The 23,454-nt window shown below is 59.0% G+C and carries 22 protein-coding genes; 16 read left to right on the forward strand and 6 right to left on the reverse strand.

What is annotated here, in order from left to right:
• Positions 1–104 precede the first annotated feature (104 nt).
• Entirely contained in the window at positions 105–263 is a 159-nt protein-coding gene (locus OKW41_RS01965; protein ID WP_429571370.1) for a DUF1643 domain-containing protein, read from the reverse strand.
• A gap of 76 nt (positions 264–339) precedes the next feature.
• Positions 340–702 (reverse strand): hypothetical protein, encoded by a 363-nt coding sequence (locus tag OKW41_RS01970; protein WP_429571371.1) that lies wholly within the window; start codon positions 700–702, stop codon positions 340–342.
• A gap of 612 nt (positions 703–1,314) precedes the next feature.
• Between OKW41_RS01970 and OKW41_RS01975 the strand changes: the two genes are divergently transcribed.
• The 4 genes from OKW41_RS01975 (at position 1,315) to OKW41_RS01990 (ending at position 3,414) form a co-directional block, all read left to right on the forward strand.
• Positions 1,315–1,533 (forward strand): DUF4160 domain-containing protein, encoded by a 219-nt coding sequence (locus tag OKW41_RS01975; protein ID WP_429453723.1) that lies wholly within the window; start codon positions 1,315–1,317, stop codon positions 1,531–1,533.
• The gene (locus OKW41_RS01980; RefSeq protein WP_429571372.1) at positions 1,520–1,930 is read left to right on the forward strand and encodes a DUF2442 domain-containing protein; all 411 of its coding nucleotides are present in this window, start codon (positions 1,520–1,522) and stop codon (positions 1,928–1,930) included. The genes OKW41_RS01975 and OKW41_RS01980 overlap by 14 nt, the downstream gene beginning before the upstream one ends.
• Positions 1,927–2,250: a tyrosine-type recombinase/integrase gene (locus OKW41_RS01985; protein ID WP_429571373.1), complete on the forward strand. Its 324-nt coding sequence runs from the start codon at positions 1,927–1,929 to the stop codon at positions 2,248–2,250. The genes OKW41_RS01980 and OKW41_RS01985 overlap by 4 nt, the downstream gene beginning before the upstream one ends.
• Before the next feature lie 108 nt (positions 2,251–2,358).
• Complete coding sequence (locus OKW41_RS01990; protein WP_429571374.1) at positions 2,359–3,414, forward strand: UPF0149 family protein; 1,056 nt, start codon at positions 2,359–2,361, stop codon at positions 3,412–3,414.
• 1,035 nt (positions 3,415–4,449) lie between these two features.
• Here the strand turns inward: OKW41_RS01990 and OKW41_RS01995 are convergent.
• Positions 4,450–5,349, reverse strand: coding sequence for a hypothetical protein (locus OKW41_RS01995; RefSeq protein WP_429571375.1), 900 nt, complete (start codon positions 5,347–5,349; stop codon positions 4,450–4,452).
• 805 nt (positions 5,350–6,154) lie between these two features.
• On the opposite strand from OKW41_RS01995, the gene OKW41_RS02000 reads away from it, so the two are divergent.
• The 9 genes from OKW41_RS02000 (at position 6,155) to OKW41_RS02040 (ending at position 15,790) form a co-directional block, all read left to right on the forward strand.
• Positions 6,155–7,336: a hypothetical protein gene (locus OKW41_RS02000; protein WP_429571376.1), complete on the forward strand. Its 1,182-nt coding sequence runs from the start codon at positions 6,155–6,157 to the stop codon at positions 7,334–7,336.
• Entirely contained in the window at positions 7,333–8,094 is a 762-nt protein-coding gene (locus OKW41_RS02005) for a hypothetical protein (RefSeq protein WP_429571377.1), read from the forward strand. Before OKW41_RS02000 ends, OKW41_RS02005 begins: the two co-directional genes overlap by 4 nt.
• Positions 8,095–8,403: 309 nt before the next feature.
• Positions 8,404–9,147, forward strand: a complete 744-nt coding sequence (locus OKW41_RS02010; RefSeq protein ID WP_429571378.1) for a hypothetical protein — start codon at positions 8,404–8,406, stop codon at positions 9,145–9,147.
• Positions 9,148–9,695: 548 nt separating this feature from the next.
• Positions 9,696–10,130 (forward strand): IS66-like element accessory protein TnpA, encoded by a 435-nt coding sequence (gene tnpA, locus OKW41_RS02015; protein WP_429571379.1) that lies wholly within the window; start codon positions 9,696–9,698, stop codon positions 10,128–10,130.
• Entirely contained in the window at positions 10,127–10,471 is a 345-nt protein-coding gene (gene tnpB / locus OKW41_RS02020) for an IS66 family insertion sequence element accessory protein TnpB (RefSeq protein WP_429571380.1), read from the forward strand. Before tnpA ends, tnpB begins: the two co-directional genes overlap by 4 nt.
• A gap of 30 nt (positions 10,472–10,501) precedes the next feature.
• Positions 10,502–12,070 (forward strand): IS66 family transposase, encoded by a 1,569-nt coding sequence (gene tnpC / locus OKW41_RS02025; RefSeq protein WP_429571381.1) that lies wholly within the window; start codon positions 10,502–10,504, stop codon positions 12,068–12,070.
• A 79-nt stretch (positions 12,071–12,149) separates the two neighbouring features.
• A complete protein-coding gene (locus OKW41_RS02030; protein WP_429571382.1) occupies positions 12,150–12,929 on the forward strand; it encodes a hypothetical protein in 780 nt (259 codons plus the stop codon).
• A gap of 404 nt (positions 12,930–13,333) precedes the next feature.
• On the forward strand, positions 13,334–15,061 hold the full coding sequence (locus tag OKW41_RS02035) for an HAD-IIB family hydrolase (RefSeq protein WP_429571383.1): 1,728 nt from the start codon (positions 13,334–13,336) through the stop codon (positions 15,059–15,061).
• Between the two features lie 465 nt (positions 15,062–15,526).
• Positions 15,527–15,790 (forward strand): hypothetical protein, encoded by a 264-nt coding sequence (locus tag OKW41_RS02040; protein WP_187634563.1) that lies wholly within the window; start codon positions 15,527–15,529, stop codon positions 15,788–15,790.
• A gap of 310 nt (positions 15,791–16,100) precedes the next feature.
• Here the strand turns inward: OKW41_RS02040 and OKW41_RS02045 are convergent, their stop codons facing one another.
• Positions 16,101–16,280, reverse strand: coding sequence for a DUF4148 domain-containing protein (locus OKW41_RS02045; protein ID WP_429571432.1), 180 nt, complete (start codon positions 16,278–16,280; stop codon positions 16,101–16,103).
• Positions 16,281–16,465: 185 nt separating this feature from the next.
• Positions 16,466–17,410 carry a LysR family transcriptional regulator gene (locus OKW41_RS02050; protein WP_429571384.1) on the reverse strand — a complete coding sequence of 315 codons (945 nt, stop codon included), beginning with the start codon at positions 17,408–17,410 and terminating at the stop codon, positions 16,466–16,468.
• A 182-nt stretch (positions 17,411–17,592) separates the two neighbouring features.
• On the opposite strand from OKW41_RS02050, the gene OKW41_RS02055 reads away from it, so the two are divergent.
• From OKW41_RS02055 to OKW41_RS02065, 3 genes are all read left to right on the forward strand, one after another.
• Positions 17,593–18,516: a dihydrodipicolinate synthase family protein gene (locus OKW41_RS02055; RefSeq protein WP_429571385.1), complete on the forward strand. Its 924-nt coding sequence runs from the start codon at positions 17,593–17,595 to the stop codon at positions 18,514–18,516.
• A gap of 237 nt (positions 18,517–18,753) precedes the next feature.
• The gene (locus OKW41_RS02060) at positions 18,754–20,196 is read left to right on the forward strand and encodes an MFS transporter (RefSeq protein ID WP_429571386.1); all 1,443 of its coding nucleotides are present in this window, start codon (positions 18,754–18,756) and stop codon (positions 20,194–20,196) included.
• A gap of 188 nt (positions 20,197–20,384) precedes the next feature.
• Positions 20,385–21,458, forward strand: a complete 1,074-nt coding sequence (locus OKW41_RS02065) for a porin (protein WP_429571387.1) — start codon at positions 20,385–20,387, stop codon at positions 21,456–21,458.
• Between the two features lie 359 nt (positions 21,459–21,817).
• Here OKW41_RS02065 and OKW41_RS02070 read toward each other — a convergent pair whose 3' ends face one another.
• A complete protein-coding gene (locus OKW41_RS02070) occupies positions 21,818–23,284 on the reverse strand; it encodes a 3'-5' exonuclease (RefSeq protein WP_429571388.1) in 1,467 nt (488 codons plus the stop codon).
• Between the last annotated feature and the right edge of the window lie 170 nt (positions 23,285–23,454).

The following is a 23,454-nucleotide window of genomic DNA, read 5'->3' on the forward strand; positions in this document are numbered from 1 at the left end:
GGTCGGCGCCATATTGTGAAATGAAGGAATAACGCTGGCCCAGATGCTAGATGGCCCACATGTCGACATGTGGCTACGTCGATCCGCCGGCGATCACGAACGCCTCAGATGGGTTGCGAACGTCCGCTGTCGAGAAAAGTTGAACGGCGGTAGTGGGTCGCATGCTGCCGCTTGCGGCCTTGCGAGGTTCGCGAGCGGCAGCGCCTGATGGTCGGGTCGTCGCAACTGGCGTTGGGCGCGCTCGGGTTCAGCATGAGGAACATCGTCTGCCCACGGTCGTCGAAGGGTGCGTCGCCGGCTCGCGGTATCGGTAAGTGACGAAATGGCTGATGGTTGCGCTCATGCTAGGATTTCCCCAACAAGGGAGGAAAAGAAATGACAGTCCATGCTATAACGGCGGTTCGGATGGACGGGAATTCGCACAGGATCACACACGTGCTTTGGGGGCAGGTGTCCTTGAGCGGAGAACAATTTGAGGTCGCGCCGTACGCATCGCCTGTAATTGAAGTGGTAGACGCACTGGCCAAGGGCGACACTGTCGTAACAGTCTTTCCGCTTGATGGACAGCGCGTCGCTGGTCCAGAGGTCCGGCGCGTCGTCGACGAGGCCGGACGCGTAGGCATCGAAATGGTGGTCGGTGATTCCGATGCGGGCCGAACGCTCGCGGACCTGCCACGGCTTGATCACGAATAGAGCGCTCATCGGGTCGGCTCTATTGGGCAAAATTTAACCACCTGCACCCACGGATCGACGCCGAGAACTTGCCCCAAGGCTCGCGCACATCAAGGCCGGGCCGTCTGGCTTGTCAAAAGGGCAGGTGATGTGCTTCGAGTCTAGCTCGGACATGGGCATCGTCAGAACACGCGGGTGGGCTTGTCATCGCGCCGATGGATTGGCTCCGGCGAACTACTTGCTTATGGTGTTTCAGTTGCCACTTGACGAAGTCGTCGACGATCGCCTTCTGAGCCTCAACAGCGCTGTGTTATCCACATACACGCCACGTCTGAAGATCCGCGCGGGCATTGATAATCGTCCTATGGCATGACGTTTTTCGCCAAGGTTATGCACCAGAAAAGTTGATGAGCCTGTGGATAACCGCCGGCGAATCCCACGCAAGTCCATGATCTTACGGGCTTTCGCTGCGTCGCATCACGGGAAGGCACGCCGGACAAGGCGTCGGCGCACGTGTTGCTTGGTCTGGTCGACAGGCAGGGCAGGGCAGGGCGGCGCAGCGACACCACGACGTTGCGAAAACCCATCCGTTAGGTTTATCATCGGCGTATGCCCACAATAGCAACGATCAACGGCTACCGCGTGGTGATCTACACGGCGGACCACCGACCAGCGCACGTCCACGTGATCGGCGCCGGCTTCGAGATCGTCTTTAACCTCAACTGCCCGAACGGACCGCTGGACGTCAGGAACATCGCCGGGAAGGTTTCAGACCGGACGATATATCGCATAGCGAGCCTCATCGAGCCCGCGATCGTCGCCTTTTGTGCGGCATGGAGAAAGCATCATGGCCATTACTAAAGAGTCGATCGCCGCCGCTCGCAAGGCCGGCAAGGAACTAGGCCCGCGCGCCGTCGCCGCGCGCTATCGCCCGTCTGTCGGGAAGCTCGAGGTCGAGTTCGACAACGGCGTGACGCTCGCGGTACCCGCACGCCTGATTCAGGGGCTTGCGCGCGCCAGCGCTACGGACCTGAGCAAGATCGAGATCACGCCGGCCGGATGGGGCCTGCACTTCCCGCGCCTCGACGCCGACGTGTACGTGCCCGCGCTTTTTGAAGGCATCTACGGTTCTAAGGCGTGGATGAAGCAAGCCGCACGCGTGGCGGGCGCGACACGCTCCGCAGCGAAGGCGGCCGCCGCGCGCGAGAACGGCAAGAAGGGAGGACGTCCGCGCAAAGCCCAAGAGGTGCACGCATGACGAACAGTCCCAGTAAGCACATTGGCGGCAACTTCGACGATTTCCTCGTCGAGGAGGCAATGCTCGAGGAAGTCGCGGCGACGGCCTTGGAGCGGATCAGCGTCTATAAATGCGTGCTCGCGTACGCGGTGCAGGCGAAGATCGCGATCGACGGCTTCGGCGTGCACAGCCTGCGCGCGACCGCCGCGACCAACGCGCTCGAGCATGAGGCCGACATCGCGACGGTGCAGGAATGGCTCGACCACGCGAACATCGCGACCACGCGGATCTACGACCGACGCAAGAGCCGCCCCGAAGAGATTCGCCGACGTTTAAAGTGACATATTGACTCGAACGGCGCCGCGGCGGCGAAGAAGCGCAGGACGGACAGGCACGCACACGGGGCCGTCGAACGGGACCCGCGATCGCAGGCGCTTGCTGGAGAATCCATGAAAGACGAAATCGCACCCACATTGCCGCTGAACGAAACAGAAATCGATCAGCTTGATGATTTCTTGACCAGTGATTCCGCTCCCGATGCGGCAATGGACGTTTCGATGATGGACGGGTTTATGACAGCGCTCGCCTCGGGGCCAAACCTGATGATGCCTGGCACCATGCTGGGTTGGATCTGGGATGCGGAGCATGGCCAGGACCTGCCGACGTTTGCCAGTGCTGACGAGTCAAAAGGCATCGTCGGGCTGATCATCCGGCACTGGAATAGCGTCAACGACATGTTGAACGATGCCTCCGCCGGGTACGAACCGCTCATCCTTGAACACGAATCAGATGGGCGAGTGATTTCGGTCATCGACGACTGGTGCGAGGGGTATTTCAAAGGCATCTCCGTCGATCGGACAGCGTGGGCGCCGGTGCTCGCGGAGCACCCTGAATGGTTCACGGTGATCATGCTGTACGGCACGGAGGAGGGGTGGGATGAGCTGAAACGGCGAAAAGACAACCTCGATCAGCATCAGGCATTTGCCGGATCGCTCGCCAGGTCGGTGCAAGATATTCATCGCTACTGGGCCGAACAGCGCCGGCTGCGAATCGAGCGCGGCGGGATTCCCGGTGTGATGGCCCAACGCGAGCCGCTTCGACGCGCACCGAAGGTGGGTCGTAACGACCCCTGCCCGTGCGGTTCAGGAAAGAAATACAAGCGCTGTCATGGCGCGGTCGAAGTGGCCACCGGTTCCGGAAGCGCCGGGCATGGCTTTGATCTGGAACAGGCCAGACGTGTTCTGACTGACGCTCAAGAGTCGTTGATTGTTTCCCCGCTGAGTCAGCGCGTCACACGCGACGGAACTGCAGTCGAGGTTGAAATCTATGGTGATGGCAAGGGGGCGTGGCTACTCGAGGTCGTCGATGAATTCGGCAATTCGACCGTCTGGGACAATTCATTTCCGACTGACAGTGCAGCGCTCGCTGAAGCCTTGAATGTGATCGACAGCGAAGGCATCGCGGCCGTGATTGGTTCGCCGCCAGCCAGCGCAACGCGCCATTGACTGTGGTTATGCGGGTCCATGGGACACCCTGGAGATTTCCCAGGATATAGCGCGATGCGCAGACAAAGAATCGCCATCATCGGACGGCGGGTGACAAGGTAACTATGATCTCGAGCGCCCGACGTGAAAAGGGCGCTCCGGTTCATTGTGGGCCACGTGCAGCATGCAGCCACCAAGTTAAACTTGGGCGTTCGGCGGCCGTGCACGGGGTTGTTTCGCAAACTGGCAACCGTTGCCGCTTGAAACTGTTGCTGGCCGCGCTTCGTGTTGCTCAGGCTATCCGACATTCCCCGGTTGCCTGACAGGCTGGGGATTTTTCTTCCTTCTCACCAGTGCCGCCAAAACGATAGTTTGCGCAATTCCGGTTCAGCGTCGAAGGGCCGAATTCGGCCATGAAGGGACGCTCGTCTAGCCAATCGTTCGGACATTCAGACGGCCGCACAACTCAGCAAGCAGTCGTTCGATTTCGAAGGCTAACGTGAGATCGTCGGCCTTTGCGGACGGTGGCCGCTGAAAAACGTGCGGCGGTTCGAGATCACTTAGCCGACATTCGCGACCCGGTGCCGGCGAATGTCAGCTTTCGGTATTGGCGAATGAGTCTTGTCGACCCACAACTGCCCTTCCACCCGAAGCGAGCGCCGTGGCAACCTGCCAACAGGAGCGGTCATTCGAGCAACCCGTCTAGCCCGGCGAATTCTCGGTACATGAGAACGTTCGTCACGCGCGGTATTGTGCACGATTCTCCGTTTCCGAATCGTTCTGCGTTAGACGGTGGCGACGGTGAAAGCAAGTTGTGAGAGCAGCCGCAATGGACCAATCGGCGAATGCGCTTTCGACCTCGCCTTACGCAGCAAGTCGCAGCGTATTGGACCCGCACCGTGCGTAGTTGAGTCAATGCGCCAGGCGCCGCAGGGACTGTTTGTCGCCGCCCTTTTGTTTGGCCTTTTCGATGGCTGGCGTCTGGTCAACGTGGGCCTCGGCCAAAACTGACTCAGCAGTCGTGTCCGTGCGCGGCATGTGGTTTGGGTCCATGAGCTAAAGTCTGAAGACGTGGACGAGTGAGCTTATGTTTCCGGAGCTATCTACCCTCCCGTCGGCCGTATATAAATGCCTTCTGACAGGGCCGGACAGCCCTGTCTCCGCGGCTAAACTTGTTTGTGGTCCTGATGCAGGCGCGCCCTTCGACAACACCGGGTAGAGTTTCAACGCACTTTCATTAATGGTCAGTGCACCTTTCTTCGGAAAACTTAAATCTGCTACTTCTTCTTGCGCGAGTACCTTCTTGCCATCAATGTAAAAATAATGCGTTGGAAAAATAGATCCGCAGCCAAGCAATTTAAAGATCCCTCTATCATAGGTCAGGAGAAGTTCACACCATACCCACGGAACATGAAAGGGAGAGCCAACATCGTCGCTCACTCCGATTCCATCAGTATGGGAACCAGCTCTGAACTTAATCAGTGCATTTACGCAAACCACTTCATTCTTTGGCGTGGGAGGCAGCACAGTATTTGCGTGTCGTGCGCGTGTCTTAACTAGAGAGATGCTACTGGCCTCTCCAGGATAAAAATTTGGGTCACTCATTGACGAATTTTTCATCAACTTTGTGCTGCTGAACTTCGATTTATCAAAAGGCGGCGTCCACCCCGGATCGTGTACGGCATCAAGAACATTGAAGCTGCCTACTGCGTTGGTGGTCGGATCTAGTTCAACGGTAAAATGGCAGTACAACAACGCTCGAAATTGCTTCTGAGCTTGGAAAGACTTGAAGTCAGCAATCTCGTTCGGAGGTGTCGGATTGGCCGTGGCGGCCAATCCGATATAGGTTTTCGGGATCCAGTGCGGTGTTTGCGTAAGGGCTTGGAACGCAAATGATACCGGGTGCGAATCGGCGTGAATCCAACTGATGGAGCCAACGGCAACCTTATATAGCATCGCGACCTCCTAAGCGAACAGTTGTTTCGAACGATGCCGATGCGCCATCGGCCAACAGTGTCTTAACTGTTGAGATACTTGTCGACCGGCGCGATGCGCGTGTCCAAAGTATATGTCTCGTAGCATTCGCTACAAACCGATTTGGCGGGCCAGACCTTAAACCAAAGGAACCCGTAAATGTCGGTTTCGATCGGCCACTCAACTCATATGACGTGAACACGAGTGTCCGGTGTTTGGATGGTGTGGACTTCCGAGCGTCTTCCTAAAAGCATGGGCCAACGTCTGAAAGTGGCCGAGAGCACCAGCTGCGTGAACCTTCTACAGAGCTGACGTTGGAGTCGTCAACGGCAGCTTTCCAGCGAGGTGGATGAACGCGTACTGCCGGCCATCTGCGGCCACTCGCCGATCTCCAGACATCGTCATTGGAACGGCAGGTCCTTACCTATAAAGCGACAAACGGAATTCACCGCCAAGCAAACGCCATGGCTCATTTCTGACAGCCCGACGAGCCTGCCAAGGTTCTCTTCGATTTTTTTGCCAAGACTTGCCGAGTCAGGCCAAGCGCCGCGGACCGCGCCTCCGTTGCGCGTGCTCGCGCACCGGCTCAGCTGAAGAAAGCGCGCCCCATGCCCTTGGGCTCGTGCGGTAGCGAACAGACAACGCCAGGCAGCCATAAGAGTATCGATAGCGGGCGAGCGTCATTCGCTCGCGAGACGAACGCGAACATCGACCGGTGGCAAACGGTTCGGCCGGCGAGACTCTGGAGTCAGCCCACATGGCAAGGTCTGGCGACACGCAAATCGTCATGAGTAAGCACATTACTCAGAAGCAGTTGTGCTCGTTACTGAACGCGCTTTGCCCGGCGGGTGGCTGCGTCGCCTACATCGTCGGCTTTACGGTCAGCGAGGACGCGAATCCCGAAATTAGGGACGGTCTGTCAGGGCTCCTCGCATGGCATGTACTCTATTCGGACGACCATCACATGGTCATCACTTACTGGGCTTCGAAAGAGACTTTCGACACGGCCGGAGAGATCTGGAAGACGTCACTGGGCATTTCGCAGTTCTACAAGGGACGGGTTGGCTCTATAGAAGGCCTTCGGGAGGGATTCTTTAAGCGCTTTCGCAAGGGCACGCCGCCGTTATTGCAAAACACAGTCATCCTGCTCGCCGGCGTTCTGGCCGCCATCACGACCATTCGGGAGTTCAACGAATACCTGTTCGCGACGCCCGCGATCACTGTCCAGTTTGATTCGCAGACGACAGACTTCGTCAAGCGTAGACCCGTGAGCGTCAAGTTCACGCTGGAAAACGAGACAACAGAAAAAAACGAAGACATCACGATCGCCGCGAAGCTGATGCAGGATGCGGCCGACGATAAGGAAGCAATTTATGATCGCCCGATTGCGTTGACAGTCTCCGAAACAACCATTGCCGAACTCAATCCCAAGGAAAAGAAAGACCTCTTGCTCACCTATCCTCCGCCGTCCGTCGACGCGAGGACGAAACCGCTTGCGAGTGGACGCTATCACGTGGAAGTGTCGGTCACGTCCTACGCTGGACCGTTTTCGCACACCGAGGGCGTGTCGTCGCGCAAGACGCCCGTGACCATCTGGCCGGACGAGCCGAAAGGGCACATCCTCGGCTCCGCGCCTACGGATCCTAGGACGGCCCCGCGAACAGTGAGCGGCATCATCAGACTGGGCGCGTTGAGCACCTCCGCGAGTATATGCACGCTGCAGATTGTGGGCTTTCGTGGCCTACCCATGCCGGCGTCCGATCTGCCGACGCAAGACCCGCCAAAGTGGACACGCAGCCAGACGAACGGCCCGGAGGTGGACGTACTCTCCTGGACGTTGCCGCCTAACAAGGGAATGCAGGAACTGTACGTCAACTTCACGTTCGATGCGCCAGCCGACCTCGACTGGACTGCGATCCGCAAGGCGTCGGAACTTTCGTGCTGGCGGCCAAAGGAACCAATCAAATGAAGCGATCGTCCAACTGGCGGCCGTTGGCCGCGCTGCTTGCCGCGCTGGTCAGTGCGGCCGTTCATGGCGACGAGGTGACCGGTAAGGTGATTGACCTTGGCTCGAGCCGTGGATTGCCGGGCGTCCTGATTTCCATCCGCGATCTCAAGGATCATGAGGTGGCCTCAGGCTCAACGGATGGCGTAGGTGCATATAGCGTTGCGATACCAAAAGGACAAACGCTGCCCATGACGGCCCAATTCCGAAAACCCAATTTCGTTAGTGATCCTACGTTGCTGACGATCAAGCAGACGAAAACCGCGCAAGACTCCGTCTCAATGGTTCAAAGCGAGGGAACGACAGCTTACTACAATCGAGCCGTTGCGGAACTGGAGCAGGACACAAGCGCTGCGCAACGCTGGCAAAAGGCGTGGGCTGTCGCGTCGCTGCCCGACGCCGACCAGCAGTTGGTCAAGGCGCAGCTAGCTACGAACGGCCACACCGACATTGTGAATGACGTCAACAAAGCTAGACAGACGCAGGAAGTCATCGCCGCAGTTAGCAGGAACGTCCGAGACGGCGGTTTGCCACATGTGGCGGTGCTCCCGAACAACTCCAGCAAGCTGGTCGCCATCGTCCCTGACTCGACCTCCCGTGTCCAGTTCGCTAAGGTTCAATCCGTACTCAACGATGCGAAAGAAAAGGCGGACCTTCAGGGCCAGGGCGTCTATCTACTCAAACCGGAGGCCATTCGGAACAACAGCGCGGCGCTTCGGTAGCGGTGCGGCGGGCGCTTCCGCCGCCGGGCGCGCACAGGCGGCATACGTAAGCGTCCCCCTAAGATTCGCTCCCTAAAGTCCGTTCAACTCCGCAAAGAGCCGCTGGACGTTCGGCACGGCGGCGGACCGCTGAGGGTCGACCTTCGCCTGTCGGCGAGCCGACGAGCCACCGTTCAGCAGTTGATAACACCGGCGAATGTGATTGACGTGTAGAACGGTCTCCAAGCATGGGGCGCTAAAATCGTACGTAGCATTGGTCCGTTCCATGGAACCGATCGCCCCATCCCGATCTATCAACGGCAGGCAACCATGAACACTCACTACGCGTGTTTCGTTCGTCCGGCGCTGGCTGCAATTTGCGTGGCTTCCCTCGCAACGCTCGCCGCTTGCGGCGGAAACGCCTGTATCGGCCTCGACAGTTGCGGTGGCGGAAACGTGACGCCAACCGTCGCTATATCCGGCACGGCCGCCACCGGTAGTGCGGTCGCCAGCGCGACGGTCAGCTTCAGTTGTGTGCAGGGCTCGGGCTCCACCCTGTCCGACGGCGGTGGACACTACGCGATTACGTTCAATGCCACGCCTCCCTGCATCCTCACCGTGACCTCTGGTGGCATTGGCCTGCATTCGGTGGCATTTGCCGGCGGCACCTTCAATACGACGCCAGAGACCGAACTGATGTTTGTCTACATCGCTTCGCAACTCGGCACGAGCGAGAGCGGTCTGATAGCGGGCTTCCCGACCAACTCACAGTTCCAGGAGGTGCTGGCAAACCAGGCCGACGTGCAGGCTGCGCAATCGGCAGTCGTCACGAATCTACAGCAGCGCTATGCGGTCACGCTGACGGCACCGGCGTTTCTAACGACATCCTTTACAGTTGGCCAAATAGGTGTCGACAGCGACCTGGGCGCGCTAGCGGCAGCAGGGGCTCTCGACGCCAATGGCATGCCCGATCAGGCCGCCGTCTCGCTGCTGTCCGCGGCGGGTCTCGCCCATCCGCTTACAGCGACGTCCGCACCTTCTTCCGGCACTGGCAGCAACAGCGGAATGATGTGACGTGCGGGGAGCCCGGGGCCATCGAGTCAGCCCCGGTGCCACAAGAGGTTGCGCTCGTCTACTTGGAAGAACACCACCCATCTTCCTGCTGCGCAGGTGGTCTGCATCGGGCGCTGTCCGGCCAAATACGGTCACTCAACTTCAGAGCCTGAATCGTTCACAATTCCCGCTCGGAAGAGGATCCGTCTCAAAGGTCTCGACGTGGAACGCAGACTTCAACTAGCTGGCTTTATGTATGCGTTTCGGAGTCTAGACGTTCGTGGTTAGCGCGCCGAGATGATTCTGTATGGATCTACCGTACGGAACGGTCGCCAAACGTAACAGGAAATTAGTCCGCGCTGGTAGGATATTTCACATCGACCCTGCGCTCACCCTTCGGATCCGCTTGCCATGGACACTATTCTGAAAAACGCTGTTCAATCAATACAGATCGGTGTCGAGGATTTTCAATCAGCCGACCCGCGAAGAGCTTTATCCGCAAACGCGGAACATCAGTAAGCGGCTCGTCCCGACCGTCGTAGGCGGGGACAGGGATACACAGCAAAGTGGTGTCCATCATTTTCGATCTGATGGACACCATTTTGTCAGAGTCTGCAGAGAAGAAGCCGGGCAGTCGTGCGGGCCGTCCGAATTACCCACGGGAGCTTCGCGACCGGCTAGCGGCAGCAGCGTGTAAGCCGGGCGTCTCGGTCGCGAGACTGGCCCGGGAGAATGGCATCAACGCGAACATGCTGTACACCTGGCGGCGGCGATATCTTGCCGAGCAGCAAGCTCCGTCTGCCGGCCTCCTCCCTGTCGTACTGCTGAGTGACGCGCCGACGCAGGTCGTTGCGTCATCTTTGGCCGAACCGCAAGCGCTTGACATGAAGCCGGCGTCGCATGGGGGCACGATCGAGATCCGCATCGGCCGTGCGGTGGTTAAGGTAGACGGACTGGTCGACGCTGACATGCTGCGGACCGTGCTGGGTAGTCTGCGATCATGATTTCTCTGCCAGTTGGTACGCGCATCTGGATCGCTGCGGGCGTGACCGATATGCGCTGCGGGTTTCAGGGGCTGGCCGCAAAGGCACAAACAGCGCTTGAAGAGAATCCACTGGGCGGCAACGTCTACATCTTCCGAGGCCGCCGGGGCGACCTCATAAAAATCCTCTGGGCAACGGAGGACGGAATCTGGCTCCTCGCGAAGCGGCTTGAGCGAGGCCGTTTTATCTGGCCCCAGGCCGACGGCGGCAAGGTCCATCTGAGTTCAGCACAACTGTCGATGCTTCTCGAAGGCATCGATTGGCGACAGCCCCGTCGCACCGCCGCGTTATCGATGTTGTAAACCGCGCGGCAGACTCGTAAACTACGGCGCATGTCGAACGGCGCCGATCTCCCAGACGATGTCGAACTCCTGAAGGCCTTGCTGGCAGAGGCCCGTAGCCTGCTTGCCGAACGCGACGTCGAGATCGAGCAGCTCAAGGCGCAGATCGACAAACTCAGACGCATGCAGTTTGGTCGCAAGTCCGAGCAGTTGCAGCGGCAGATCGAGACGCTCGAGACGCAACTCGAGGATCTGGCAGCCGGACGCGGCGTTGCGGAGGTGCAGCGTGCGCAGGCTCGAGGCGCAAACGCGTGCGCCTCCAATGCACCGACGGACGAAGCGGCTTCGAGGCAAGCGCTACCTGCGCACCTCTCGCGCGAGGATCAGGTGCTTGAGCCCGAATCGGGTTGCCCGGACTGCGGTCAACCAATGCAGGTGCTCGGCGAGGACGTGTCCGAACAACTCGCCCGGGTCGCGGCGGCGTTCAAAGTCATTCGCACGATCCGGCGCAAACTGGTCTGTCCATGCTGCAGCACCATCAGGCAGCCGCCGATGCCCGGTCTGCCGATCGGGCGGAGCATCGCCCATCCGAGCTTGCTGGCGGACATCCTCGTCTCGAAATACGCAGACCACCAGCCGTTGTATCGGCAATCGGCGATCGCGGCGCGCAACGGCGTGACGCTTGACCGGGCCAGTATGGGTCGCTGGGTCGGTCAGTGCGAGGCACTGTGCGCACCGCTGACAGAGGCGCTGCGCCGCTATACGATGGCCGCCACCAAGCTGCACGCAGACGACACGCCGATCCCGGTGCTCGCGCCGGGCAACCGGAAGACCCGCACCGGCCGGCTGTGGGTCTACGTGCGCGACGATCACCGCTCGGGCTCGACGCAACCGGCTTCGGTCTGGTTCGCGTACTCGCCGAACCGGCAAGGCATCCATCCTCAAACCCATCTCGCCAACTTCAAAGGGATTGTGCAAGCGGACGCTTACGCGGGTTTCGACGAATTGTTCCGCGATGGCTCGATACGCGAGGCGGCATGCCATGCCCACGCCAGGAGAAAGTTCTACGATATCCATGTGCGAACGCCGTCCGACACGACGAAAAAGGCGCTCGAATATATAGGCGGTCTCTATGACATCGAGGCCTCCATTCGCGGCAAGCCTGCGGCCGAACGGCTGCGAATACGCCAGGAGAAAGCCAGGCCACTGCTTCAGATCTACGAAGCGTGGCTCAGGGCCAGGCTCGAAACGTTGTCGTCAAAGTCCGACACTGCCAAGGCAGTCAACTACTCGCTTAACCAGTGGCATGCACTGACGCTGTATTGCGAAGACGGCACGCTCGAAATCGACAACAACATCGCGGAGAACGCGCTGCGTTGTGTAAGCCTGGGCCGGAAAAATTTTTTATTCGCCGGCTCGGACAGTGGTGGCGAACGGGCAGCCGCGATGTACGCGCTGATCCGCACCTGTGCACTGAACGACATCGATCCGCGAGCCTACCTGGACTACGTGCTAACTCACATCGCAGACCACAAAATCAATCGTATCGACGAGCTTCTGCCGTGGCGCGTGGCCGACAAGCTGCACACACCTGGCGGTCCGCCGACTTCCCCTACCTGACCGGACAAATCCGGATCACCATCATGCCTTACGCGCACGCGCGCGGACGAATGGCCCAGGTGAGCCGCTTACGAACATCATGGCGGGAGTTCTGCTGCTGTTCAAGGAGAAACTGCGACTGTTGTCGCCGAAAGGTTCCGACGAGGTTCTGATCAAGCAGAAGCTGCGGCCGCAGCATGGCCCCAACGGTTCGGTCGTGTTTAAAGGCGAGGGCAAGAAGACGGTTGACGTTCAACAAATCAAAGAACGCTTCGACTCGCTTGGCATCGTCGTTGATATGGCGACGTTCGATAAGATCAGCAAGATACGAAACAACATCGAGCACTATCTGGTGACGGAATCGCCAAGTGCGATAAAGGAACTGGTTGCCGATTCGTTTTTGATCATCCGTGACTTCGTGACAAACGAGCTTCGGCTTGAACCGGTCGACTTGCTGGGGGTGCCTACGTGGAACGCGCTGCTCGAAACGTCGGCCGTCATGGAGAAGGAGCGTGCAGAGTGCAAAGCAGCTATGGAAGAGATCGACTGGGGTAGCGATCTGATGCACGAAGTATCTGCGGACTTAACCTGCTTGAATTGCGAATCCGCGCTGTTGAAGCCGGTTGATCCTGAGGTCGATGCGGTACTGGCGTTGGAGTTCAAATGCACCGTCTGCGGTGAACAGTTTGAACTCGTGGATATGTTGGAGAAGGCTGTAGCGGAGCACTTTGCCTACGAGATTTACACGTCATTCACAGAATGGCGGCGACTCACCCGTTGCAACGTGCTGGGAGTGCGGCAGGGAGACATTCGTGCTTGCAGAGAACGAGTGTCTAGCCTGCTCGGCCACGCCCGAATACGATACGTGCGCAGTTTGTAGCGCAAGTCTTGGACCGGACGAGCAAGAATTTAATGGTCTCTGCGCATACCATTACCATCAGGCGATGAAGAACGACTGAAGGCAGTCTCGTTAGTACGTATGTGAATGGCCGCTTTCGAGGAAATCGAGTGACGCTTGAGGGTCGCCTGCGGAAGTTAGGTGCCGGACCGCGTCCGGCAGAGGACGCATGCGATAAATACTATAATGGACAAAGTACGCATTATCTGCGTCGTCAATGTCGGCTGCGTTGTGGGTCAAGTGCCGATCTTATTCGCAAGGCGCGGAGTGGTGCGTTAAGGGAACTGATCGGAGACCCTTCGTGAAGCAGTCGACGCTTGCTCATTCCCTTTCTGTCACGACGCGGGCCTCAGAATTCGACTCTCAATCCAAGACGGTGTGCGGCCATGTTCTTCTACGCGCTTGCAACAGATTATGACGGGACGATCGCAGAAGATGGGGTCGTGAAGGATTCCACCTTCGAGGCGCTGGCACGCCTTCGCGAGTCCGGACGGCGCCTGATCCTGGCCACCGGAAGAGAGCTTGAGGATTTAAAACGGGTTTGCCCGCGCCTGGACATGTTCGAGGAGGTTGTCGCCGAAAATGGCGGCGTTCTCTATCGGCCCGCGACCCAGGTGGTCGATCTGTTGGCTGAGCCGCCGCCGGCTGCATTCGTCAACCAGCTTCGCGACCGTGGCGTCACGCCCCTGTCCGTCGGTCATGTGATCGTCGCGACTTGGGAGCCCAACCAGGACATCGTGCTGGAAACCGTCAAGGATCTCGGGCTTGAATTGCAGATCATTTTCAACAAGGGCGCGGTAATGGTGTTGCCGCCGGGGATCAACAAGGCCACCGGGCTGAAGGCCGCGCTGCGCAATCTATCTTTAGCCTCGATCAATGTCGTGGGCGTGGGCGACGCCGAGAACGATCATGCTTTGCTAAACGCCTGCGGCTGCTCAGTCGCCGTCGCGAACGCCGTTCCAATGCTGAAGGCGGCCGCAGATTGGGTAACAGACTGTCCGCGCGGAGCGGGTGTCGTCGAAGTTGTGGATGGCATCCTGAACAACGATTTGACGGAGGTTGCCTGTAGCGACCGTCATACTGTGGCACTCGGCACAGTGATGGACGCCCACTCCGATAAACTGGAACCGGTTTCGATGCAGGTCGGGCGATCGGGTCGAATGCTTATTTGTGGCACCTCTGGAAGTGGAAAATCCACATTTACGCAGGGCTTTCTTGAGCGCCTCGCAGTTGCCGGCATGCAGTATTGCATCATCGATCCGGAGGGGGATTACGAGGGCTTTGTAGGCGTTACCTGCGTCGGCGACGCTGAGCGGTCGCCATCTCTGCAAAACGTGACCGAGCTTCTCGAGTATCCGGATCGCAACGTCGCGATCAGTCTTCTTGGACTGCCACTGGACGACCGTCCGAATTTTTTGTCATCCCTGATTCCAAAGTTGATTGACCTCCGCGTGCGAACCGGTCGGCCGCACTGGCTGGTAATCGACGAGGCGCATCATATGATGCCTTCACAAAACGAATCAATGGCCAAGAGCTTGCCCTCGGATTTCGATCGGGTGGCCTTCATCACAGTTCATCCCGACCATATGGCGAAGTCCGCGCTTATCGGCACGACATGGTTGGTCGCCCTCGGAATCGCCATCGGGGATACTGTGGCGAAATTTGCGGCAGCAACTGGCTTGGCTGCTCCGGAAAGTCTTCCTGCCGCTCTCGATGCCGGCTGCGCGTTGGTATGGCCGATTGGTGAGGGGCAACAACCCGCAGAGGTTCATGTGATACCGCCAAGCGCGGAGCATCGTCGACATGTGCGGAAATATGCTACGGGGACGCTCGGTGAGGATACAAGCTTCTATTTTCGCGGTCCGGACGGCGCGCTTAATCTGCGGGCGCAAAATTTGGAAATGTTCTGTCAGATCGGCGAAGGCGTTGATGACGAGACATGGCGCTACCATGCTCGGGCGAGAGACTATTCTCGTTGGTTGCGAGATTGCATAAAGGACCCGGAACTAGCAGGTGAGATCGCGGGCATTGAAATCGCGGCTGAAGCGGATATTCAGGAATGCCGGCGAAAGATCCGTGCGTCCATAGAACGCCGATACACAAAAGCTGAATAGTTTAAAGTTTGATGGGTCTTCTCAGCCCAGTGGCTCGGGGCGAGGCTTTGCTAGGCTCTGCTGGCACCTGGAAATGACGCGACTCTCGCGCTTTCTTATAATTCAAACGGCAATACAATTCTCGCCCAAAATCAAAGCTGTATGTCGGCGTAGCATTTGGCCCTTTGGGTGGTCGCGAGGCAAAAAGCGCATCGGGCAGCACGCATCAAGCGTCATTCATACGCGTCTTCGTGCGGACGTTCGAGCGTCGGCTCCGCGTCCGTAGGCGGCCATATTGGATTCCGCTAGCCCGAAGGCCTGATGAGGGTCGATCCCGGCCTCTCGTTGCCACTGCGAAAAGCACGCCGCTCGCTCAACATACGCAATCACCGATCCAGGCACGACGCCGATAGCCACGTCGGTCCCGCCGATGCCCGGCCTTTCTGGCCTAAGATATTTCAAAGGAGCATCCGTGCGAGGGGCATCATGAAAGCACTTATCGTTGCTGCGACATTGGCGGCTGGCTGTTCCATCACCTACGCGCAGACTTACCCGCAGGGAGCGCTGGCTGACCAAAGCATGGGGGCCTATAGAGCGCAATTGGAAGCGCAGAAGCAACAGATCGAACTCCAGAACGAACAACTCCAATTACTGAAACAACAGCGCGACCTGGATTTGCTGAGGCAGCAGCGCGAACTGAATTCGCTGAGACAACAGCGCCAATTTGACTTGCTCAGACAGAAGCGCTAGATCGCTGTGAGGCGCGGCACACGCCTCAAGATCCGGCTGAGGCGACTCCCGGCCATGAAGGGACGTTCGAACCTGTCGTTTCACGGGCAGTTGAGCGACGGTTAGCAGCCGGCAAAGCGTCATTCAAGCGTGGAAGAGCCAGAAAAGCGCAGAGCAAGGCGGACTGCTCGGGAAAGGTTCGCAAGGAGGGCTTCGCCGTCGGACAAGGGCTGTTCCTGAAGCTGACAGCATCAGCCAGCCTTAAGGAGGTCCGCCGGCTACAGGGCAAAAGGATAAGTCAACGTTGCTCCGTACCGGTTTGAGTCGCGGCCTAGCGCTGGGATGCCGCCTGTTCAGCTTGCAATCGAGCTTCTGCGTTTTGCAGCCTGGACGGGTAGTCCACATCATCGGGGATCGGGTTATATCCGGCTCGTTCGAGGTTGGCAAGTTCCGCTCGTACCTGGGCGCGCGTGACTGGCGCGTGAGTTTGGGCGAATGAGGCAATGGGGATGAGGCAAGCAAGGCGAGCGCACTTGCCACGAAGATCTGATTCATCAAGAACCTACTCTTTGGCGTTAGTTAATCTGGTACTTCTCGAAGCCAGAAATTATATGCGCCAAAATCTAGGTATTTACCTCGTTGGTACAACAGTGCATTGCCACTCACACGCAGAATCTGCGCGCCCGTAGAAGTTTGTCAGATGGTTCGCACGAAGGCGGCAGACATGCCTAGTCGCAGGTCCGACGCCAGGTTTCGCGAACGCGCGATCTCTTTCGTGAGCCGCATCACCGTGCGGCACGCCAACGTTAGTTCGCCATGCGGGGACATAGCCAGCGCAATGAAGCGTGGCACCGGCGGATCGACCACCATCGACGCCTGTAACTCACATTCCTTCTCGAGATTCGCGATGGCGTATGGTCCGAGCAACGCATAGATTCCGCCGTCTGCCACGATGTGCCCTTGCAGGCTCAAAGAGTCGGCTTCTGCAGCGAAGTTAAGGGTGACCCGATGTTCACCCGCAATTTGTTCCAGCCGGTCGCGCCAGCTATTGGGGCGGCAGAAAGAGACCAGCGGAATGCCGTTGAGCTTCGAAAATGCGATTGTCGACTGCTCGGTCAGCGGGTCACCTTTCGCGGCGACCAGGTAAGTGGCCGCCTCGACCAGATACTCGTCGCCGTCCTTTGGCGTCGGACTATTTCGAAAGAGGATTGCGAGATCAACACTGCCGTTCTCCAACCACGTTTCCAGCAACGCCCCTTGACCTTCGCGAACCTGCAATTGCACGAGGGGATAACGCTCGCGCAGACGATGGTACAGCGTGCTGACAAGGGGATGAGCGGTTGAGGGGAGTATCCCGATTCTGACCAGCCCGATCGGCTCTCCCGCCGTGCTCCGGATGTCGTTGGACAATTGCTCGGTACTGGCGAGCCAGGTTCTGACGCGCGGGGCAATTCGCGCCCCCAGCTCCGTCAATACCACGCCGCGCCCCGTCCGCTGAAACAGGCGGCCGCCGCAGTACCGTTCAAGCTCGACGATCTGACGGCTGATGTGTGGCTGACTTGTCCCATAAGCACTGGCAGCCTTGCTCAAGCTCCCTAGCTCAGCCGCGTCGATGAATAGCTTCCAGGCAGCGTAGTCCATCGCTGGCCTCCGATCGGATATGCCAAATCAGTATAGCTGAAATGTCCCTTTCAGCAGTTCTCGCATGGGTCGCTCATCCCTACACTGCAACGCATGCACCGTTGTTTCCAGTTTTATGCAAAAGACACAGCGGGCTCTCCTCTGCTGAAAGAGGAGCCGAAAAGCTCATATTTGGAGGCGTCATGAAAGCGATCGATCTGCGCGGTTTGGTACCGGCACCCGTTACCCCCTTCACCCGTGACGGAACGGTGGACCATGCAGCAATTCAACGGCTGGGTTCCTGGCTTGGCAGCATTGAGGGCGTGAAAGGTCTGACGGTTCTTGGCCACGCTGGCGAAGGCACGTTCCTAACCCAGCAAGAACAGGCTGAAGTTATCCAAAGCTTCGTCAAGTCTGTTGACGGAAAGATTCCGGTCATCGCCGGTATCACGCTCGAAGGCACCGAAGTGGCGGTGGAAGAGGCGAAGCGCGCTGTAGAAGCAGGCGCGTCGGCAGGCCTGGTGTACCCGTCGCACGGATGGCTGCGCTTCGGTTATCAGAACGGTGCGCCGCAAGATCGCTACCGCGCAATTTACGAAGGTAGCGGCCTGCCGCTCATCCTGTTTCAGTACCCGGATGCCACCAAGGCGACGTACAACCTGGAAACGCAATTGGACATCGCCGCACAGCCTGGCGTCTTCGCGATGAAGAACGGCGTGCGCAACATGCGCCGCTGGGACACGGAAATCCCCGTCATCCGTCGCGAGCGTCCGGAACTGCAAATCCTGACCTGCCACGACGAGTATCTGCTCCACACGATGTTTGACGTCGACGGTGCGCTGGTCGGCTACGGCGGCCTGGCCCCCGAGCCGCTGATCGAACTGATCAAAGCGGGCAAGGCGAAAGACTACAAGGCCGCTCGCGCGATCCATGATCGCCTGCTGCCCGTGACACGCAATGTGTACCACCGCGGCTCGCACATGGAAGGCACCGTCGCACTCAAGCACGGCCTGGTGGCGCGCGGCATCCTCGAGCACGCTACGGTGCGCTCGCCGTTGCTGCCGCTTGCCGAAGGTGCGGACGTGGAAATCGCAGACGCGCTTCGCTCGGCGGGCCTCGTCGACTGACGACGAAGCGGCGCACCCAAAGCGTCATTACGGTAGTGGAGCGGCGCCCGGCTTCGCTATCGACGTTGAGCGGTAACGGCGACGCGCGAAGCATCGTTTCGCGCGTCGCCCATAACAGGATCGGTAAACGACCAAGAAAGCTCCGAAGTCGCGACACAACAAGAGAGAAACGCGACTAGTGCTTAAAGACAAGAAGAAATCCGAGGGCCCATAAAATGCAGCTTTTCAGGAGACAGCATGAACACCCCATCGACCGCGTACGGTGTCGGCCTTGGTCAATCCCCGAGCGATACGCGCCCCGTGAGCGAGCAACTGCGTGCTGCGAATCTGCTGTTCCGCCTCGAGAACGTGCCCTTCTGCAAGTGGCACACCAAGGCGCGAATCATCATGGGCAGCGCCACCCTCTTTGACGCATTCGACGCCCTCTCGCTTGCTTTTGTACTGCCTGTACTGGCGGGCCTGTGGCATCTATCTGCTGGCCAGATCGGGATACTCATCGCCGCCGGTTATCTCGGGCAGGTCGTAGGAGCGTTGGTATTCGGCTGGCTTGCCGAGCGCATCGGTCGTGTTCCGAGCGCCACGATAACGGTCGGTGCCATGTCGGCAATGAGCATCGTGTGTGCATTCACGGGCAACCTCCACATGCTGTTCCTGATGCGATTTCTCCAAGGCATTGGAGTCGGAGGAGAGGTGCCCGTAGCGGCCACGTTCATCAACGAGCTTTCCCAGGCGCACGGCCGAGGTCGTTTCTTCATTCTGTATGAACTCATTTTCCCACTGGGTCTCCTCGCGGCCGCGCAACTCGGTGCTTTCATCGTTCCCCGCTGTGGTTGGGAGTACATGTTCCTGATCGGCGGGATTCCGGGCATCGCCGTAGCAATCTTGATCGCTCGTCTTCCCGAATCGCCGCGCTGGCTTATTGCACGTGGACGCTTTGACAAAGCTGAACGCATCATTGAGCGACTAGAGGCAAGTACGACGAAGCGCAACCTCGACACCCAGACGCAAAAGGCCGAAGTTGATGAGCGCGTCGTGGGTCTTCTCAACGGAGTCCAGTCGAAGCGGAGGGGGACGTGGAAGGAGCTTTTCTCGCCGTTCTACCGTGGACGCACGGTTGTTGTTTGGCTGCTCTGGGCAAGCTCCTACTTTGTGGCCAATGGCATCAACAACTGGCTGCCAAGCCTGTACACGACGGTCTACCATCTGCCCCTGCAAGAGTCACTGCGCATGGCGTCCGTCTCTAACGTTCTGAGCACATGCGGAGTCCTTGCCTGCGCGCTGCTGATTGATCGCGTCGGGCGCCGCCGCTGGGCAATGGCCTGCTTCGTCATCAGCGGAATGCTGCTCGCCGTTCTTGGCATCCATGGCGCTGGGAGCGCATGGTCCGTGGTATTTCTCGGATCGTCGGCCTACGCTGTGATGGCGACCACAACCGTCCTCCTGTACCTTTACACCCCTGAAATTTATCCAACGCGGATGCGCGCTATCGGGACTGGCCTCGCGACTTCCTGGTTGCGGGCAGCGTCTGCCGCTGCGCCAGCGATCGTCGGTGTCGTGCTGACAGGGAAAGGCGTCGCTGCGGTATTCATCATGTTCGCCGTAGTCAGTGCAGTGGGCTTCTTCGTCGCTGCGCGAATGGTGGAGACGACCAATCGCCCACTCGAAGAAATCTCCCCCTAGCCACTCTCCCGACAGTCAGGTTCCTCTCTTGATATGACGCAAGGGAGGAACTCTCTCGCTCGTTCTTACCCGATAGCTTCAGCGACAAGATAACAATTGCCGATGCGCCCAAGCGTTTAAATTTAGTGATGCTTAAAAGCTCTCGGAAAAACAAATCGCACACGAAAACATGAATGGAGACAACCGAAATGAAAAAAGCAGAACTGGTAATGGGCCGCCCGCCTGTGCGGAGAGTTTTTCGTTCGCTTGCTGTTGCGGCGATTCTTTACTCCAGTCAGGCATTGACCTCGATCGACGCACACGCCGATAGCGGCTCGCAGGTTCAACTTTATGGGCTGATCGGCACGTACGTCGGGAGCGTCAAACGCAGCGACACGCCGCAATCTACCGTACTCATGGGAAGCGGTGGACTCACCACGTCGTTCTGGGGAATCAGCGGCAAGGAAGATCTTGGAGGCGGCGTCAATGCCATCTTCGCTCTTGAGAGCTTCTTCCAGCCCCAAAACGGCGCGCAGGGTCGCAGTGCGGCGGACCCGTTTTGGTCGCGCAACGCGTACGTGGGTTTTAAGGGCGATTTCGGCCAGTTGACTTTCGGTCGACAAAGAAATCCGACCTATACGGCGGAATCCCTGATCAATCCGTTCGGATCATCGACCGTATTTGCTCCGCTTGTGCTCCAGACATTCGTGAGCAGTTATGGAGGTACGATCATCGGAGATACGGTGTGGAATAACACCGCCAAGTACACGACCCCGAACTTTAAGGGTTTCGGCGCAACGGTAATCTACGGCCTGGGCGGCGTCGCAGGTTCGCCCGGCATCGGTAACCTCGGCGTTCACCTGAACTATCAAGGCCACGGTCTTACGGCAGTGCTGTCGGGCCAGCGCGTGCGCTATACCGCAGCAGGTCCGGTGGGCGCGCAGTATGCCTATCTCGCCGGCGCAGCATACGACTTCAAGGTCGTGACGCTTTACGGGGCGTGGGCCATGACGAGTGACGTCAGTACGCCGACAGGCAGCCACACCTATCAGGCAGGTTTGTCGATCCCCTTCTCGCCCGCCGACTTCCTCCTTGCAGAATGGGCGCGTACGCAACGGTCCGGACCTACCCATGCGACCAATAGCCTTCGCAACACGGCCTCGCTCGGCTACGACCATCTTTTGTCCAAACGGACGGACATTTATGCAATCTACTCTTTTGACAAGCTGAGCGATCACGCCACCGGCAACACATTTGCCGTCGGCATCCGGCATACCTTTTAACTCGAAGCCCAGTCGGTCAGCACATGCTTGCTTCGGTTCGTGAGACGTTCGGCAAGCGGACAGCCGCCCCAACGCACCAGCATGGAAATGTGGAGTTCGCTGGCCGGACCTTCTGCCCGCGACTGGCGGTTGTACCCTCTGAAGCGGCCGTTCCTATTGCGTCAGTCTGAACGGCAACTATATAGGGTCGATTCGCGACGATCGTTCCGTCGCTACCGTGCTTGTTTTCCGTTTTCTGAAGCGTCCCCAGGTAGATGTCGTCCAACCGCGGTTTTGCCTCGAGGTGCGGCGGCGTCCACCGTCAGCAAGCACAAAGTTCGGCGTTGAAAGTCATCCTGGCACGGAGCAGCCCTGCGCGGTCACCGACGCGAGTTGAACAACCGTAGAAGCTCCTCGCGTAGCTCGGAGATGTCCAGCACATGCTGTGCGCGCGTCACGGCCACGTAAAGCAGGCGCATCTCGTCCTCGTCCAGCGTCAGGCGCCCGTCAACGGTCTTGAAGCGAAAATCATTGGCTACTTTCACCCGTTTCCATTCCAGTCCCTTCGCACGGTGCACGGTCGAGATCACGTAGTCGGCGCCTGACTCGGGCGTAGCTCGCTGCGCCAGCGCCCGCAGGTAGGCGGTGCCACACTCGTCGACGATTCGCACGATCGGTAGTAAGTCGCGCCCGACCGCGCTCCGGGCAAACGATTGAGCGTCCTGCCACGTTTCGAACAGCGAAAATGCCGCTGGCCGGAAAGCTCGCTTGCCGGCCAGCAACTGATCGGCGCCGTCTGCAAACGCTACGATCTCCAGGGGACTCATCCGGATCGCGGGCTTATGACCCGCTTCGACGCCCGCGGCCAATTGCCAGATCGCCGTCACATTCTTGCGACACAAGATGGCATCGACGGGCGGTGAGATATTCGGATCTTCCACCAAGATCGAACCGATGTGGGCCTGGCCGCGAATGGGCGTGCGCTCGCCAAGCAGAGCAAGAATACGACTGGCGAGCGCCGCGAACGTCGGTCCGAAGCGGAAGGATTCGGTTAGCGCACGCTCGGGCGCGTCGATCTGTGCCATCGCATTGACCGCGCCGCGCCACTCATAGATTTGCTGGTAGGGGTCGCCGACGTAGATGATCTGCGCGTGGCGCTGGCGGCCAAGCACCGAGAGCATGACGCCATCGCTGTCCTGCGCCTCGTCGAACAGGATGAAGTCCGAATCGATCCGCGGTTCTGTCTGCGCCCAGACTTTTAAGTAGACGTCCGGCGTAACGGCGCTGCGCCCGCGTGGGTCAGTGCTCTCATTCCACAGGCGCACTACGCAGGGAAGCAACGATTCGCGCAGCCAGTCGGCCGCCTTGTCATGTACCTTTTCGTCGACAGGGATGTGGAAAGCCTCCGGCCGCAGCTGCGCCGAGCGGCAGAATCTGCCCAGGCCGTCGGCAATCATCCGGCCGATTTCGAACGGCGTGACTTCGACGGTTTTGCCGGTGATGGTGGGCACCTGTATCAGTCCGAGGCCATAGCGGGCAGCTAATTCGTGCGGTGGCTCGGCCGGGAGATTCACGCGCGCGGTCAGGGCGGGAGCAACGGATGCATACGCGAGCGAATGCACCGTGCGCGCGCTGACATTCGGCGGAAAGCCGCGGCGAGCGTGCCCGGCGATTTCCTTGTTGAAGGCGAGATAGCTGCCGCGGTTACCGGCGAGATGATTGGCAACCAGCCGTAGCGTCGAAGTCTTGCCCGCGCCGGCATACGCCTTGACCTTCAGGTCGCCGCCGCCAAGAACCCCATCTACGACGGCGTGCTGTTCGGCGGTAGGCTTAAACAAATGGGGCATGGCATGTGAGGCTGAGCGAGGATGCCCGTAGTGTGCCGGAAATTCGCGTATGGGCAAGCTGCGAGGCTCCGCAAGGGACGGTCGCGACCAGGATTCGGCCGTCTAGCCGTCGACGGCACGGAGCCCGGTTGGGCTCTGCCGATCGCCGTCAGGCAGAGGCCGGCCATAAG

Source organism: Paraburkholderia sp. UCT70, assembly GCF_050434085.1.
GTDB lineage: Bacteria > Pseudomonadota > Gammaproteobacteria > Burkholderiales > Burkholderiaceae > Paraburkholderia > Paraburkholderia tuberum.

Coding starts and splice junctions, on each gene's coding strand:
- OKW41_RS02065 (WP_429571387.1), top strand. CDS start 20,385: ATGAAAAAAGCAGAACTGGTAATGGGCCGCCCGCCTGTGCGGAGAGTT.
- OKW41_RS02005 (WP_429571377.1), top strand. CDS start 7,333: ATGAAGCGATCGTCCAACTGGCGGCCGTTGGCCGCGCTGCTTGCCGCG.
- OKW41_RS02040 (WP_187634563.1), top strand. CDS start 15,527: ATGAAAGCACTTATCGTTGCTGCGACATTGGCGGCTGGCTGTTCCATC.
- OKW41_RS02070 (WP_429571388.1), bottom strand. CDS start 23,284: ATGCCCCATTTGTTTAAGCCTACCGCCGAACAGCACGCCGTCGTAGAT.
- OKW41_RS01985 (WP_429571373.1), top strand. CDS start 1,927: ATGACGAACAGTCCCAGTAAGCACATTGGCGGCAACTTCGACGATTTC.
- tnpB (WP_429571380.1), top strand. CDS start 10,127: ATGATTTCTCTGCCAGTTGGTACGCGCATCTGGATCGCTGCGGGCGTG.
- OKW41_RS01980 (WP_429571372.1), top strand. CDS start 1,520: ATGGCCATTACTAAAGAGTCGATCGCCGCCGCTCGCAAGGCCGGCAAG.
- OKW41_RS02000 (WP_429571376.1), top strand. CDS start 6,155: ATGAGTAAGCACATTACTCAGAAGCAGTTGTGCTCGTTACTGAACGCG.
- OKW41_RS02050 (WP_429571384.1), bottom strand. CDS start 17,410: ATGGACTACGCTGCCTGGAAGCTATTCATCGACGCGGCTGAGCTAGGG.
- OKW41_RS01995 (WP_429571375.1), bottom strand. CDS start 5,349: ATGCTATATAAGGTTGCCGTTGGCTCCATCAGTTGGATTCACGCCGAT.
- OKW41_RS01965 (WP_429571370.1), bottom strand. CDS start 263: ATGTTCCTCATGCTGAACCCGAGCGCGCCCAACGCCAGTTGCGACGAC.
- OKW41_RS02055 (WP_429571385.1), top strand. CDS start 17,593: ATGAAAGCGATCGATCTGCGCGGTTTGGTACCGGCACCCGTTACCCCC.
- OKW41_RS01990 (WP_429571374.1), top strand. CDS start 2,359: ATGAAAGACGAAATCGCACCCACATTGCCGCTGAACGAAACAGAAATC.
- OKW41_RS02035 (WP_429571383.1), top strand. CDS start 13,334: ATGTTCTTCTACGCGCTTGCAACAGATTATGACGGGACGATCGCAGAA.
- tnpC (WP_429571381.1), top strand. CDS start 10,502: ATGTCGAACGGCGCCGATCTCCCAGACGATGTCGAACTCCTGAAGGCC.
- OKW41_RS01970 (WP_429571371.1), bottom strand. CDS start 702: ATGAGCGCTCTATTCGTGATCAAGCCGTGGCAGGTCCGCGAGCGTTCG.
- OKW41_RS02060 (WP_429571386.1), top strand. CDS start 18,754: ATGAACACCCCATCGACCGCGTACGGTGTCGGCCTTGGTCAATCCCCG.
- OKW41_RS02010 (WP_429571378.1), top strand. CDS start 8,404: ATGAACACTCACTACGCGTGTTTCGTTCGTCCGGCGCTGGCTGCAATT.
- OKW41_RS02030 (WP_429571382.1), top strand. CDS start 12,150: ATGGCGGGAGTTCTGCTGCTGTTCAAGGAGAAACTGCGACTGTTGTCG.